General features: G+C 42.0%; 16 protein-coding genes. 10 read left to right on the plus strand and 6 right to left on the minus strand.

Annotation, left to right across the window (positions count from 1 at the left end; genetic code table 11):
• Nucleotides 1-149: 149 nt before the first annotated feature.
• The 5 genes from DESYODRAFT_RS12035 to DESYODRAFT_RS12055 form a co-directional block, all read right to left on the minus strand.
• The gene (locus DESYODRAFT_RS12035; protein WP_007783315.1) at nt 150-1,556 is read right to left on the minus strand and encodes a sensor histidine kinase; all 1,407 of its coding nucleotides are present in this window, start codon (nt 1,554-1,556) and stop codon (nt 150-152) included.
• Entirely contained in the window at nt 1,540-2,241 is a 702-nt protein-coding gene (locus DESYODRAFT_RS12040) for a response regulator transcription factor (protein ID WP_007783316.1), read from the minus strand. The genes DESYODRAFT_RS12035 and DESYODRAFT_RS12040 overlap by 17 nt, the downstream gene beginning before the upstream one ends.
• Nucleotides 2,242-2,308: 67 nt before the next feature.
• Nucleotides 2,309-3,280 (minus strand): haloacid dehalogenase-like hydrolase, encoded by a 972-nt coding sequence (locus DESYODRAFT_RS29780; RefSeq protein WP_007783318.1) that lies wholly within the window; start codon nt 3,278-3,280, stop codon nt 2,309-2,311.
• 15 nt (nt 3,281-3,295) lie between these two features.
• Nucleotides 3,296-4,210, minus strand: a complete 915-nt coding sequence (locus DESYODRAFT_RS12050) for a UbiA prenyltransferase family protein (protein ID WP_007783320.1) — start codon at nt 4,208-4,210, stop codon at nt 3,296-3,298.
• On the minus strand, nt 4,204-5,676 hold the full coding sequence (locus DESYODRAFT_RS12055) for a glycosyltransferase family 39 protein (RefSeq protein WP_007783322.1): 1,473 nt from the start codon (nt 5,674-5,676) through the stop codon (nt 4,204-4,206). The genes DESYODRAFT_RS12050 and DESYODRAFT_RS12055 overlap by 7 nt, the downstream gene beginning before the upstream one ends.
• 494 nt (nt 5,677-6,170) lie before the next feature.
• Between DESYODRAFT_RS12055 and DESYODRAFT_RS12060 the strand changes: the two genes are divergently transcribed.
• The 8 genes from DESYODRAFT_RS12060 to DESYODRAFT_RS12095 all read left to right on the plus strand — a co-directional run bounded on the left by DESYODRAFT_RS12060 (nt 6,171) and on the right by DESYODRAFT_RS12095 (nt 12,414).
• The gene (locus DESYODRAFT_RS12060) at nt 6,171-6,566 is read left to right on the plus strand and encodes a GntR family transcriptional regulator (RefSeq protein ID WP_007783324.1); all 396 of its coding nucleotides are present in this window, start codon (nt 6,171-6,173) and stop codon (nt 6,564-6,566) included.
• Nucleotides 6,563-7,477, plus strand: coding sequence for an ATP-binding cassette domain-containing protein (locus tag DESYODRAFT_RS12065; RefSeq protein WP_007783326.1), 915 nt, complete (start codon nt 6,563-6,565; stop codon nt 7,475-7,477). Before DESYODRAFT_RS12060 ends, DESYODRAFT_RS12065 begins: the two co-directional genes overlap by 4 nt.
• Nucleotides 7,458-8,234 carry a hypothetical protein gene (locus DESYODRAFT_RS12070; RefSeq protein ID WP_007783328.1) on the plus strand — a complete coding sequence of 259 codons (777 nt, stop codon included), beginning with the start codon at nt 7,458-7,460 and terminating at the stop codon, nt 8,232-8,234. Before DESYODRAFT_RS12065 ends, DESYODRAFT_RS12070 begins: the two co-directional genes overlap by 20 nt.
• Nucleotides 8,231-8,980 (plus strand): hypothetical protein, encoded by a 750-nt coding sequence (locus DESYODRAFT_RS12075; RefSeq protein ID WP_007783330.1) that lies wholly within the window; start codon nt 8,231-8,233, stop codon nt 8,978-8,980. The genes DESYODRAFT_RS12070 and DESYODRAFT_RS12075 overlap by 4 nt, the downstream gene beginning before the upstream one ends.
• A gap of 324 nt (nt 8,981-9,304) precedes the next feature.
• Nucleotides 9,305-9,853, plus strand: a complete 549-nt coding sequence (locus DESYODRAFT_RS12080) for a sigma-70 family RNA polymerase sigma factor (protein WP_007783331.1) — start codon at nt 9,305-9,307, stop codon at nt 9,851-9,853.
• A complete protein-coding gene (locus tag DESYODRAFT_RS12085) occupies nt 9,846-11,171 on the plus strand; it encodes a hypothetical protein (RefSeq protein WP_007783332.1) in 1,326 nt (441 codons plus the stop codon). The genes DESYODRAFT_RS12080 and DESYODRAFT_RS12085 overlap by 8 nt, the downstream gene beginning before the upstream one ends.
• Before the next feature lie 291 nt (nt 11,172-11,462).
• Nucleotides 11,463-11,921: a hypothetical protein gene (locus DESYODRAFT_RS12090; protein ID WP_242833630.1), complete on the plus strand. Its 459-nt coding sequence runs from the start codon at nt 11,463-11,465 to the stop codon at nt 11,919-11,921.
• 103 nt (nt 11,922-12,024) lie between these two features.
• Nucleotides 12,025-12,414 (plus strand): nuclear transport factor 2 family protein, encoded by a 390-nt coding sequence (locus DESYODRAFT_RS12095; protein WP_007783335.1) that lies wholly within the window; start codon nt 12,025-12,027, stop codon nt 12,412-12,414.
• Nucleotides 12,415-12,834: 420 nt separating this feature from the next.
• On the opposite strand, the gene DESYODRAFT_RS28190 is transcribed toward DESYODRAFT_RS12095, so the two are convergent.
• Nucleotides 12,835-13,008: a site-specific integrase gene (locus DESYODRAFT_RS28190; protein WP_007783336.1), complete on the minus strand. Its 174-nt coding sequence runs from the start codon at nt 13,006-13,008 to the stop codon at nt 12,835-12,837.
• 147 nt (nt 13,009-13,155) lie between these two features.
• Here DESYODRAFT_RS28190 and DESYODRAFT_RS12100 point away from each other — a divergent pair, with 147 nt between their 5' ends.
• On the plus strand, nt 13,156-13,410 hold the full coding sequence (locus tag DESYODRAFT_RS12100) for a hypothetical protein (RefSeq protein ID WP_007783337.1): 255 nt from the start codon (nt 13,156-13,158) through the stop codon (nt 13,408-13,410).
• Complete coding sequence (locus DESYODRAFT_RS12105) at nt 13,376-13,636, plus strand: type II toxin-antitoxin system RelE family toxin (RefSeq protein ID WP_007783338.1); 261 nt, start codon at nt 13,376-13,378, stop codon at nt 13,634-13,636. Before DESYODRAFT_RS12100 ends, DESYODRAFT_RS12105 begins: the two co-directional genes overlap by 35 nt.

Raw genomic sequence — 13,636 nt, forward strand, 5'->3', positions numbered from 1 at the left:
TGGAAAGGCTACAAATAATGGGGGACGGATTTTTCCTGGCGCTCCTACGGATGCCGTTCTTTTTTGGCTTCACAATCCACTAAACTTGCCGCGGATCGTAGAATTCGTGATTGGAAATGGAATGTAACCGCCCTTTGCAGGTTTTGCCGTTACGCAATAAATAAAACAAGGCAGACTCTTATTTTATTGGCTTCTGATTCAGCATAGATTTCACCGTCATGAAGATCGATAATACTTTTAGCGATGGCCAGGCCCAGTCCTGAGCCGGATGTCCTTGAATTTCTGGACTGATCAGCTCGGAAAAACCGATCGAACAAAAGGGGAAGAAGTTCGGTGGGGATGGTATTGCCTTGATTTTCTACGCTGATCTGGACGTGATTTGTTTCCTTAGTGACAGTGACAAGGATTTCCCCAGGCAAATCCTTATAGCTGTATTTGATGGCATTGGAAAAAACGTTTTCGAATACTCTGGCGATCAAATCTGAGTCCACATTGACCATGATACTGGGGTGAGAAAACCTTTTGACAAAACTCAGGCTATTTTGCTTGGCCAGGACAGAGATTTCGCCCATTTGCTGCTCCAGCAGCGCAATGAGATCAATGGTTAATTTGTTGGCTTGAATAATGCCATTGGAGAGTTTGGTGTACTCAAATAAATCCTCAATGAGTTTTTTTAGTTTCAACGACTTAGTGTAAGCTTTGCCCACGTATTCAGCCAGGATGTCCTGGCTTTCATATTTTTTGTCGTTAAGCAGAGTAAGATAGCCGATGATGGTGGTGAGCGGAGTCTTCAAATCATGGGAGACATTGGTGATCAGTTCATTTTTAGTCCGTTCGGCCCGCCTTTCATCTTCAATCTTGTTAATTAATTGTTCGGACATATGGTTTATGCTTTGAGCGAGGGTTCTGAATTCATCCTCGCCTTTGACCGTGACCCGGTAATCGAGATTGCCTTTGGATATTTCCGCGATTCCGTCGGTAATTTCCTTGAAATAGTTCAGCTTGTTTCTGACAAGCAGACTATTGATGATCAGGAAGGAGATAACACCAAGGATACCCGCCAGTATCAGATAGTAGGGCCAAGTATAAACAAGAATGCAGAATATGACAGCTCCTCCCAGGAGGCTTAATAAATTAAAGACAAAAAGTTCCATACCGACACTGCGCTGGCAGATCCCTTTAATTACCAGACAGGATGTCAGGATAGAATGTTCAAACTTTTTGTATCTGCCGGTAAAGGCCATAATTATCAGAAAGATGGAGACGGCTGTACCTAAGGACGTCCATAAGTCAAAGGTCAGATAGTATTCAGCAAGATAGACAATACTGGAAATGATAAGTCCGAGGATTCCTTTCCGAATGGTTGATTTCAAGTTGCTTGTAACAATCAAAGAGATAACGAAAACAAGCGCGGAGGCAATGGTTGCTTTAGTAGACCAATCATATACATAATTGTAGGCTGTATACACCGTTCCATAAGCTGCAAGGGCTAAACCCAGACAGATAATCAACCGTCTTACAATCCCGGCAGGGTCAATTTTACGGATTGTGATCAATTTTATAGCCTACCCCCCAAACGACCTTAACGTAGCGTGGTTCTTTCGGATTAATTTCGATTTTTTCTCTGATATTGCGGATATGAACGGCAACCGTGTTTTCCGATTCGTAGAAAGGTTCCTTCCAAACGTCTTCATAGATGTTTTCAATGCTTAAGACCCTGCCTTTGTTCCGGGCCAGCACCTCCAGGATGGAAAATTCCGTTGGCGTCAGCTTGATATCCTTGCCGTCCACTTTGACTTGGTGGCTGGCGGTATTAATCAGCAGCCCTCCGATGATAATTTCATCCTGGGATTTGGGCATATAATCATTGAGCCGGGTATAGCGTCTCAGCTGGGATTTCACTCGGGCCACTACCTCCAAAGGATTAAAGGGCTTGGTGACGTAGTCGTCGGCACCTGTGTTTAAGCCCAGGATTTTATCCATGTCCTCACTTTTGGCGGATAACATGATAATGGGGATGCCTTTAGCTTGTCTGATTTTGATGCAGGTTTGTATGCCATCCAGTCTCGGCATCATGATATCCAGAATGATCAAATCAAAATCACGTGCTTCAAGTATTTGTAAGGCATCATAACCGTCAACAGCTGTGGCGACTTCAAAGCCTTCGCTTTTCAGATAGATCTCCAGTAAGTCCCGGATATCATCTTCGTCATCGGCTATAAGTATCCTGTAACTCTCCATACCGGGTTTTTCCTCCTATCGTCTGGTCCATACGTCCAAGTATACCACATTATGGGCAAGGAGTTGCTTAAGAGGCTGCTATATTCGATCTGAAAGCAAATTTCCTGATTAGAATAAAGGTTATGGGAACCCCGATGATGGCGGCAAGGAAATAAACAAGGACTTTAGGCAGACCGCAGAAGTTAAAAAAGATCAGCACAATCAGGTTTTGAATTAAAAAATTCGGCAGGTAGGAAAAACAGAATTTAATATATTTAGGCCAGGACAGGGCTTCTTTAAATGTCAGGCAGCTGTTCAGCAGATAGGATAGGCTGAGGCTCAGCAAATAGCCGGCAATAAAAGCGGTATTGACATTAAAGAGCAGGGAAAACAAGTAAGCGAATAAGACCCCGTGGAGGGCATTGAGGGTACCGATGATCAGAAAGCCAATCAACTCTTTGCTGAACAATAACCCCTTGGCTTTCTTGAACCCCGCTGGCTGATAGTCCGACCAGGGGATAAGCTCATCACCCTCAACAAGAAAGCTCCGCTCCGCCAGCAGGGCCAGGGGGGCATCGGAGAGGGAATCTGAATAAAATTCATCAATTGCCCAATCCTTGATTTCATCCTGCAGACGTTGGACTTTCGCTGTCCCGTAACAATTATCCCCTTCATAAAGACCGGTGGCTTTATTGACCTTTGAGGCCAGAATAGTTATCCCCAGTTTTTCGCCAAGGGGCTTAAGTAAAAACTCCGGTGACGCGGAGATGACCACATCACTGTCAGCTCTCTGCTTCAGGTACCAATCCTTGATTTTACCGGCATGAGAGGCCCAAAATCCAGCGATGATTCCGTCAATGTCCTGCAGAGACCGGAGAAAGGAATAAAAGATTTCCTTAAAGCGCACTTTGCTGTGCACGCCCAATCCATATAACAGGGCTGAAGCCAACTGAGAGGGGAGATAACAGGCGGTTCTTGGGTGTTTTTTTAAGCAATAGACATAGAAATCCAGGGTACTGTCGCCGTCGTAAATGGTCTTATCGAAGTCATAAACATTCATTGTTTCTTCAGATCCTTACATTAAAAAAATCATAGCTGCCGGCAGATGAAGGGAAGGATAATAGATAATGATAAACATCAGGAGGGCGTAGGAAATCACGAGGCCGATCAAGGTTTTGTCCCCAAGCAGGACATCAACGGGATCACCCTGGGAATCTCCTTCCACTTGCAGGCTGTATTTCATGCAAATGATCAGAACCGGCATGACGGTCCAGATCATATTATTTGTGGAATGCATGGCCATAGTCACCGGGTCGACACACCACAGGGCGTAAAAAGCGATGGTTAAGCCTAAACAGACATACATATTCCGATCAAGAAAATTTTGATTGTAGTACTGAGATACTTTGCGGATATTACCATGGTTTTTGATTTCATTTCTCCGTTTTCCCAGGGCCAGATAGAAGGACAAGGAAATAACGGTTAAATAGAGCCAATTTGATATGATCACCGCAGTAAGGGCGGAACCATAGACAACCCTTAACAAAAAGCCGGAGACTAAAATTATAATATCCAGGAGAGGAATGTTTTTCAGTCCTAGGCTGTACAGTATATTGAGGAAGACATAGGTTATAAGGATGATCCAGCCGAAGGCCTTAGTCCCGCAGGCCAGGTAGTTAAAAAGCAAGGATAGGATGACCAGAATAAAGGTCAATGCTTTCGCCGTCCCTAGGGAAACATTGCCGGAAGCAATCGGCCTTTTTGATTTAAGCTCATGCAGCCTATCGCTTTCCACATCACGAAGGTCGTTGATAATATAGATAGCCGATGCCGCCAGGCTGAAAGCGATAAAGCCAACCATAGTATTGAGAAGCATTGTCCCATGGAACAGGTTTCCGCTGAAGAGCAAAGGTAAAAATATTAACAGGTTTTTCAGATAGTGATGGACCCGCATGGCTTTTAAAATCATTTTGATTTTTACAGTTAGCATAGTTTATCACCAGCTTCTTTTTGCTCATCTGATCCCCTAAAAGAAGTCAGGGCCAAAATCGGAAAGATCCAACAGGCAATATAACCGTATCGTGATTGGGATTCCGTAATTAAATAGAAGAGGGCAAACCCGGCAAAAAGGATATACAAAAGCTGCAGGCTTTGGCCGGCAGACCTTTCTTGACGAAATAATCCCCTCAGGGACAACATCAAGAGGACGATCCAGACCAGCTGATGGAAAAGAAAGCCCTGGGAAAGCATGGAGACGACCATTTTGTTTTCCCGGTGGATACCTTGGGCAAATAGGGTCTGGGACTTGAAGTCCGTACGTCCGGCTTCCGCCCAATAGGCGCCGCCGAAATCGCCGGAGCTCCACTGGCTGCTGTATTTTAGCAGGTAAAATTTAAGCCAGGCGCCGGGTGGGGTTTCTGTGAACCTTTGTTTAATAAGTCTTTGGCATTCTTGGTTAACAGCCTCATAATCCCCGTTGAATTGACTAAACACGGAAGCGTCTGCTTGATTCCAGCCGCCGCCGGAGGAAATGTTGGTCCCTTTAAGCATGGAAACCGTTAAAGGTTCCGTACCATGCCACAAGGGGTACTGGGTAATGTCCATTCGCACCAAGAGCAGGCTGATGAGCACAAAGGGTAAAAGGGAGGCTAGGACAACACTGAGCACAGCCTTAAGTTTTACCCGGATATGATTTTGATAATAGATCAAAGCGTAAAGCACGTAAGCCACGAGAACGACATAGAGGAGGGGCCGGAATAAATGGGCAAGGCTCAAACATAAACCGGAACCAAGGAAGGGGATTATTTTTTGGTCATTAACTCCTTGAAGATAAAAAAGAACACTCAGCAGTAATAAGGGCAGGGCCAGGTTTTCTGAGGCAAAAACATTGTTGTAGTAGATCATGGGCGGGTAGATTCCGGCCAGCAGCATGACCCCCAGACTTTTATGCCTGTCGCGGAATAATTGCCGGGCGATAAAATAAAGTAAAACAATATTGAGCAGTGAAAGGCCGATATTGATCACACGGCTCATTGTGAGAGCATCCGCAAACAGGTATTGGATCAGGCCGAAGTACATTACCGTCAGTGACATGTGGGGAAAGCGGGCAAAATAACTGATCCCCTTAAACATGTCCGTATGGCCTTGGATAAACTGACTGCCGTTATAAAACATCATGCCGAAATCAGAGACCGGCAGACTGTCGATATTTAAAAACCATAAAATTCGAAGACCCAGGTTTATGAGGAAGATGGCGGTGAAAAGCACTTTAAAATTGAGTTTGGACCTGAGCTTATAAAACAAAAATCCCAATCCGCTCCAAATCCCAAGCAAGATAAGGGCTATGGGGGATTGCTGATACATACCTGAGGTTATGTAGGTATAGATCGAACCCATAATAATAATGCTAAAAAGTACTTTTAAAACAGAATTAAGCCATAAGGTCATTCTTTGCATCGTTTTTCCATCCTTTATTTGTTAATGACTATAATTTTAAAACAAACAAATTAAGAAAAGCGCCTGAGTTTATAAAGACTTTCTGAATATAAATCTGAGAAATATTGAATTATGATTCATGGATCGCCATTCCCTATCGAAGAAATGCTGCCAATCTATCATCGAGTGTTGAAAAAGTGAGTAGTTCGGCGAAAATGGGGTATGCATCATAAAGCAAGCAGAACACTACGGATCATCAGTGCAGAAGATGAAGGTGGGGTGAATTGGCTGGCAGGTACCGAATGCTGAATCAGTGTTATTCTCAGCGGAGCGACAAGTTCCTGGGAGCAGCGGTAGAGCGGACCGTAACCGCTTGTTTAAATGCAGGCTATTGCCCATTGATCAGAAAATAAAGAAAAAACTATTGACAAAAAGAAATCTCTTCCGTATATTGTAAACATAGTGCATTACATCTCTAATGTACTACACCACAAGAATGGCCGGAGGTGAATGCTGTGCTCTTTAACCCCGACAGTATTAAGCCCATCTATGTTCAAATCTCTGAGTGGCTTGAGGCAGAAATTTTAAATGATAACCTCCCCGAAGATGAACGTATCTATTCCCAATATCAGCTAGCAGATATGTTTACCATCAATCCGGCTACAGCGGCTAGAGGTCTGAATCTCTTGGCCGATGAGGGGATTGTCTATAAAAAACGAGGATTAGGAATGTTCGTATCTCCCCAGGCTAAGCACTATATATTGACTAAGCGTAAAAGTCAGACCCTTGGACAGATGATTAGGGAACTTGTGGCTGAGGCTCGGCGCCTCGGGGTAGGAGAAAAGGAATTATCCCAAATGATTGAGCAAGCCTATTATGAAACTCCGAAGGAAGGGGAAAGGGGAAGATGAGTGTGATCGAAAGTTATGACCTGAAAAAGACCTATGGTAAAATTCAGGCAATCCAGGATTTGTCCTTCATGATCCCAGAAAATACAATCACGGGTTTAATCGGGAGGAATGGGGTCGGCAAGACTACGCTGTTAAAAATGATAGCTGGGTATTTGTGGCCAACTCAAGGAGAACTGAAGGTCTTTTCCCAGAATCCTTTTGATAATTTAGAGGTCGCCGGGAATATGATTTTTGTGGATGATAGCATGGCTTTTCCGAATTCCTTCACTTTAGCTGACATTTTGAGGGAAATGCCTCCCTTTTATCCAAACTGGGATGCTCAGATTGCCCGGGGGTTATTTGATTATTTTCGCCTCAATCCTCAGCAGCGGCACAGCAATTTATCGAAGGGAAGCAAAAGTACATTTAATGCCATTATCGGAATTGCCGCCCGCTGTCCCCTCACCCTTATGGATGAGCCTACTACAGGTATGGATTCAGCTGTTCGTAAGGATTTTTACCGAGCCCTCCTTAAGGATTACCTCGAATATCCCCGAACCGTGATTTTATCCAGTCACTTGCTGGGAGAGCTTGAAGATATTCTCGAAGATGTTCTGCTCCTGGATCAGGGGACGAAGAGGCTGCATACCTCAATTTTGGAGATGAAGCAGTATGCATTGGGCTTGAGGGGAAATGCTCAAATCATCAGCGAGAGGCTTCTTCACCAACTGGCAGAGAAAGAAATCCTCTGCCGTGAGGAGTTTGCCAAGGGGAGTTTGTACGTGGTGGTCAAGACCGAGCGACTTCCGGAAGGCTATGAGAAACTAAGACAAGCCGGGGTAGAGATAATCCCAGTGGGGATTGATGATCTATGTATTTATCTGACGGCCGGGACAAAGGGAGGGATAGATGATGTCTATAAACGAGACTAGGCTTTCCAACAGCATTGTCAAAAAAATTCCCTGGCAGCAAATCGTCCTGAAGCAATACTTGTATAAGCTAAAAGGTCACTCCGGCCTCATCTATTCCCTAATCTTCACCCAGCTGCTGGGCTTGCTTTCTTCCCTGGGCATGCGGGGCAGCATGTCTTCCGGCGGGGAATTTATTTGGGTCTCTGTCAATACTTATTCCGGAGACGTGATCTTAATTTTCTCCTTTATCTGGATAATCATAGTGTCGTCCTTAATAGGCTCTCAATCCTATCGGAGTATAGGATTTTCAGTGGTAAGCAATCGAATGACTGACCACACTTCTAATATAATGCTCCTCTTAACCTCTGCCGTATTTGCGGGGGTGACGGGAGTTCTTATGAGTGTTGGCCAGCGGATTATCATGATCATGACTCAAAGTGAAGGGGAGTTTCTTGTTGGGGAGCTGGGGATCGCACCTCAGAATTTGCTTCTGGGTATCTTCGTGGCAAGTCTTTATCTGATTTTGCTGGCGGCAATCACTTATCTGATTCAGACCATCAGCACCTTAAATAAGACGTCAGCAATTATTCTGGGGATGGTAATTTTAACCTTTGGCTTCGGATACATCAGGATTTTCGCTTTTAACTTTGGGAACCTCATGGGCTTTTATATCTCGGAAAGCTCCTTGGAGCTCTTCGTCCTAAAAGTATTCTCCACAGTCTGTCTTCTTTTTGGGCTAAGCATGTTTATTTCTAAACTAATGGAGGTGAAAAGATGAGCAATACAGCTACATTATTGCCCCTTGTGATCTTGGCCTTGGGAATACTTTCCCTTTTCCTTCTCAAAAAGGGTATGCAGCCCATGCTTTATCGTCTGTATAAATGGAGAACCAATTTAATTGCAGCGGGGTGCTATCTCACGGTACTTTTTCTGGTATCTCTGGTCGTGTTCTTTGGTCAGGATGGGCTGATTCAAGCGGCCAATAACCATAGCAAGGGGCAGATATCTGAAACTCCCGATGACTGGAGAGAGGGCAGGTGGCAATTTGGCCTTCCGAAAGATGGGAGCTTCGAGAAACAAGAGGGGGTATATAAGAATAGTAGTCAGACTTTTAAAGTAGATGCAACAGAAACTCCACCATTAAAAATAAGAACTGTGGGAAATTCTGGCTATGAGCAAATCTACATAGAACGCAAAGAAAGTGCCGATGGAATTATCGAAGTCAATACCTATGTGGCACCTCATTATGCAGGAACGATTGATTTCACGAAAATAGTTGCTCCCCCGAAAATATCTCTGGAGAAGGGGATTTTGCAGATTGAGGCACTCAGCGAACAAAAGCTGGTCTTTAAAACCATCGGCGAGACGTTTGTTGTGAATCAATTTAAGCAGAAAGCTCAAAATACAAGTGCCGGCAGGAATGGGGTTATGCACGGCGCACGAAAAGTTTTGGTGCGGATTCCTGCTAATCTGGAGATTGCCGATGAGGATAGGGAGCAGATTACCTGGGTAGGGGATAGCTAGCGCGGAGAATATTCAAAGCGATTCACCTCAAAAGCTATGCTTTTACAAAGTGCTTTGCAAGAAAAACAGGATCGAATGGCGAAGGTCATCCTTTTCTCGGTAAGCTCGGATAATTTAATGCAAGGTAAGATTAAATAGAAGAGCAGCTTACTCACAAGGGGTAAACTGCTCTTCTATATTTTCTGTTGTAAAATAGTCGTAAATGATAACAACTGCCCCAGGCACTGGCTGTACTGGAATATACTGTGAGAAACACTTTTTATAAAAAGTTTTAAGAGAAATCGCAGATAGAAAACGTAGTATTCTATGAAAGGAGATAAATAAATGAACTTTTCAGAGAGTGAGCTCATATCTGAAATCAAAAAGGGAAATTTGAACGCTTATGGATTCTTAATCAAAGAGTATACCAAACCAGTTTATTATTTAACCTATAACATTTTAAACATTGGCAACAGTAAAGAAGACATAGAAGAGTGCGTAGCGGATGTCTTTTTGGAAGTCTGGTTAAAAGTTAATGAATTTAATAGCGAGAGAAGCAATTTCAAAACCTGGGTTTTAATCCTCACAAAGTTTAAAGCGCTTACATATAAGCGCAAACTTCTTAAAAAAAATGATGTCGTAAGCCTTGATGATTACCAGATTGAGGAGCCTGATATCGTTGAAAAGCAGATTATTGACAGAGAAACACAGAAAAAACTGCTGGAAACAATTAATAGCTTTAATAAAAAGGACAAGGAACTTTTTATCCGTAGATATATTTACAACGAGAAAATTAGCGATATTATGCAATCTTTGGGGTTGAGCCGTTCGGCGCTGGACAACAGGCTCTTAAGAGGCAGAAAAGTAATCAAGGAGGCTTTATCCTATGACTGAAAAGCAAATTCAGACGCTAATGCAAAATCTTGATAACGATTTGTTGGTTAAGGAGCTGGATGATTTAATGAGTGACTTGGAAGTCGATCAGGACTCTATTACCCAAAAAGCATTCAATAAGCTGAATAAGGAGCAGTTAAAAGTGAAACGAAAAAGGAATAGAATTTATCCAATGGTGGCAGCGTGTTTAATTATGTTTATCGGTGTATCAAACGCCTATGCTGGAGAAATCTCAGATTTTGTCAGATCTTTTTTCAATCAAAGAGCAATTTATTCAACGGTGATAGACGGAAGTGCCTACTATCTGGAATCCCCCTTGCAGTTGGATAAGGAAAGCAAATTGGAGAACGTTATTTTTTCAAAAGACAAGTTGGAAATGAATTTAAGTTTTTCTTTACGAGAAGATAAACTTCCGGAAATATCAGTTGCTGCGGAAAACGGCAAACTATATAAACCGGGAGGTTACGATTACGACAATAATCGTATGTTCCTCAGTTTTTGGAATGAAGCAGAGCGGAACTACGTGTTCTCGCCATCGAAAGAATTGAAATTGATGATTGGAAATAAAAGTTATAGTATTCATTTAGCAGAAGGCGCGCCTGTAGTTGGCAACGGCGAAATTAAAGCTGCTGAACAAACGGATATTGGTTGGGTAAATGTTGGTTATCAAAAGACTAAACAGGGTGTGCAGATTTTAACGAGCTTTACAGATAAAGACTTGAAACTGATCGGCATTGGTGAACTGGCTCAAAATACTGTGACGAACATGTTTAAAAATGAAAAGGGCATCATAAACAACAGCGGGACTTCCTCAATGACCAAGCCCCTCATTGGGTATGACAAAGATAAAAACGTTTACACCTACAATCAAGCTAAAAATGCTGTGGGAACACCCATCACCGAATTTGAATCCCAGGCTCCTGTCGACAAAGAAATTGAACTGCAAATACCAAGTTTGCTTGTTGGTTATGAAAAGAACTTTGGTGATATTGATGTGGCAATTCCGGGGTTAAATGAAGAAAAAAGAATCGGCCAGGATATCGACCTGAAATTACAAAAAATCTCCTTGGAAAGTATTAAAAGAACCTCCGCAACAACAGCTGAGTTAAAATTTGCTGTGAACACGGGAGGCACAGAAGGGGTTGCTGTTCGAGCGGTTAACCTTTACAGTAAAGATGTGCAAAGAGGTGACAGCACTTGGCAAGGTGACGTATGCACAATGCGTATCAGTTTTGACGAAAAATTAAAAGATGCTAAGTTTAATGTGGGCTGGCCGAAGTTTGTGGTAAAAGGTAATTGGACTCTAAAGATTAAATAGTAGTTCATTGTTGAAGCCGGTTGCTTTTTGGCAATTGGCTTCTTGCGTACGACAGGCAGCAGCACCGCCTTGGAAGATTAGTGATGAATTTCCCATTCTCATCTATTTCGTTGACTAGGGTTGGCTATTGAAGCTTTGATTTTTATGATATACTAATTTATACTAAATTTTGGGAGGATGTTTTTATATGAAGTGGAATGAGGTAAGAACTATTTATCCCAATCAGTCATGCTTAATGAGTAAAAGCCAAAATTATACTTACAGTCAATAGGTAAATGGGGTGTTTTATCTTTGATTAAGCAGAAAAAGCTAATCGGAATGATTATCATATTGGCCCTTATCGTTTTGGGTCTAAGTTTGTATTACGTGAATAATTTCCCCCCAAAATTTGATGACGAGGTGGTAGCAGTATCATTAGCAAATCAAGAAATTACTTCGGATGGCGTAACTTATACAATAAAAGTGATCAATAACGGTAGCTATAGCTTAAAAAATAACGCTTTATATTTTACGGCAAGGGAATATATGCAACCTATAGAGGCTAAAGCCACTGAAGGTAATAAAGAACTTATTAAACCTGGGAAACAGGTGAAGTTTACAGCTTTCGTTCCTAAAGAGAAATTTAGAGACTTACAGTCATCTCAAAACATATCCTCAGAGGTTATGTTAAAAGGGTACGTTAGTTGGTGGTTTTGGAAAGTTTCGTTTAACAAAGGTGGCGGAGTGAATATTAACCATCCTTCACTGTAGTAAAACAAAGGAGGAAGAATGTACAATCTGAATTTAAAACTAGTTTAAGTCGAATTAGGTAATGCAGCAAAAACATTTTCATGATGAAGGAAGGATATTGAAAATGACATCATCACTCTACGAACAAATATATGATCGGGAAGACAGACTGTTACAACCTGAGATTCGTCGCTCCAGAGAGGAAATTTCATGGCTTCTAGCTGACGATTTTGTTGAATTTGGGAGTTCCGGGGGCATATTCAATAAGTTACAAGTTGTCGAAGAATTACCACATTCTCCTGCAGTTCCAGTGATTATTGAGGATTTTCAAGTGAAAGTCTTTGCGCCGGATGTAGTACTAGCTACCTATCGGGCAGTTAAGACCAATGAATCCAGAGAAGAAATGAGGAATTCATTGCGCAGTTCAATTTGGAAGTTCCTCGATGGAAGGTGGCAAATGGTCTTTCACCAAGGAACCAGAACAAAGGAGCAGACTTTACCAGTATCCGGATAAAATCAAGGTTGGAATATTAGCTGACTTGAACATTGATTTAGGTTTGGTGTTTTTGATGGATTAGGAAGAGTTCATTCAAAGCGGGACATCAACAAAATGTGCTTATTTTGCCTGACAGCCTAAGCATGGAATGAAGAAGACCTTGGGCCCCGGTATTATACTGTAGGGCTTTATTTTATTTATTTTGGCAAAGCTATTTACCGTTCTTTTCATAAATAATTATCCCTGAATCTGGTGTTTCTCCTGCAAAATCTAAGTTTTCCTTAATATCTGATGCCGAGTTAAATCAATTGATAATATTATATTGCGTCGCCTCTTTATGACCATCAACACCCTATAATGTCACACGAGATATGTCCTCAGCTTTTATTGGAAGGTGTAGATTTGAGGTTTTAACATGGTTCCAAAGACTTAGAGTTATCAGAAGTAAAATTGCCTATCCTCTTCCTGGTGTTCAGGTGCTTCGAACCAACCAATAAACTGTTTTAGGTCACTTGCGTACTCTTTTAACGTCTTTGGCTTTAAATCTTCACGGATAGTTAAGGTATCGATAAACTTGGCAATTATCAGTTCTCCTTGAGTGGATACATTCATTGCATCAGCTCCTCCTAACTCTTGACTTACCTTAGCGGACATGATAATTTTTTCTTAGCCGAAACCTTAGCGGACATTAAGACTTATTTTAAGCAGGGGTTATAACCGCTAATCTTTATTAGCGGACATTAGATAGGAGGCGTTTTCATGGCTATCAGTAATGATGATTTATTAAAGCTGGTAAAGATACTCCCAGAAGAGGCCAAGCAATCTGCTTATGATTATTTGAAATATTTAACAATTGGACATAGGCGACCCGATTGGGATGAAATTGACCTAATGGAGCCGGATGATATACCCTTAAGTGAAGAAGAAGAACGGCAAATGAATAACAACACGGAATTTGTGTCATGGGAGGATGCGATGCATGAGCTCAATTTACCAACTGACATTAAACCGTGATTCGATAAAATTTCTTGCCAAGCAGGAAAGAGCTGTTCAGGAACGTATCCGTAAAGCAATATCAGGTTTAGCCATTCGTCCACCGATTGGAGATATTAAGCCTCTTAAAGGGCAAGTAAAGTTGATGCGTTTACGAGTTGGTACATATAGAATAATTTTTGAAGTTAATCATAAGGAACAAATTATATATATATTAACTATCGACAATCGTGGTGATGTCTATTAA

The organism is Desulfosporosinus youngiae DSM 17734 (assembly GCF_000244895.1).
GTDB classification, from domain to species: Bacteria; Bacillota; Desulfitobacteriia; order Desulfitobacteriales; family Desulfitobacteriaceae; genus Desulfosporosinus; species Desulfosporosinus youngiae.

Coding starts and splice junctions, on each gene's coding strand:
- DESYODRAFT_RS12040 (WP_007783316.1), bottom strand. CDS start 2,241: ATGGAGAGTTACAGGATACTTATAGCCGATGACGAAGATGATATCCGG.
- DESYODRAFT_RS29780 (WP_007783318.1), bottom strand. CDS start 3,280: ATGAATGTTTATGACTTCGATAAGACCATTTACGACGGCGACAGTACC.
- DESYODRAFT_RS12050 (WP_007783320.1), bottom strand. CDS start 4,210: ATGCTAACTGTAAAAATCAAAATGATTTTAAAAGCCATGCGGGTCCAT.
- DESYODRAFT_RS12055 (WP_007783322.1), bottom strand. CDS start 5,676: ATGCAAAGAATGACCTTATGGCTTAATTCTGTTTTAAAAGTACTTTTT.
- DESYODRAFT_RS12065 (WP_007783326.1), top strand. CDS start 6,563: ATGAGTGTGATCGAAAGTTATGACCTGAAAAAGACCTATGGTAAAATT.
- DESYODRAFT_RS12070 (WP_007783328.1), top strand. CDS start 7,458: ATGTCTATAAACGAGACTAGGCTTTCCAACAGCATTGTCAAAAAAATT.
- DESYODRAFT_RS12075 (WP_007783330.1), top strand. CDS start 8,231: ATGAGCAATACAGCTACATTATTGCCCCTTGTGATCTTGGCCTTGGGA.
- DESYODRAFT_RS12080 (WP_007783331.1), top strand. CDS start 9,305: ATGAACTTTTCAGAGAGTGAGCTCATATCTGAAATCAAAAAGGGAAAT.
- DESYODRAFT_RS12085 (WP_007783332.1), top strand. CDS start 9,846: ATGACTGAAAAGCAAATTCAGACGCTAATGCAAAATCTTGATAACGAT.
- DESYODRAFT_RS12095 (WP_007783335.1), top strand. CDS start 12,025: ATGACATCATCACTCTACGAACAAATATATGATCGGGAAGACAGACTG.
- DESYODRAFT_RS28190 (WP_007783336.1), bottom strand. CDS start 13,008: ATGAATGTATCCACTCAAGGAGAACTGATAATTGCCAAGTTTATCGAT.
- DESYODRAFT_RS12100 (WP_007783337.1), top strand. CDS start 13,156: ATGGCTATCAGTAATGATGATTTATTAAAGCTGGTAAAGATACTCCCA.
- DESYODRAFT_RS12105 (WP_007783338.1), top strand. CDS start 13,376: ATGAGCTCAATTTACCAACTGACATTAAACCGTGATTCGATAAAATTT.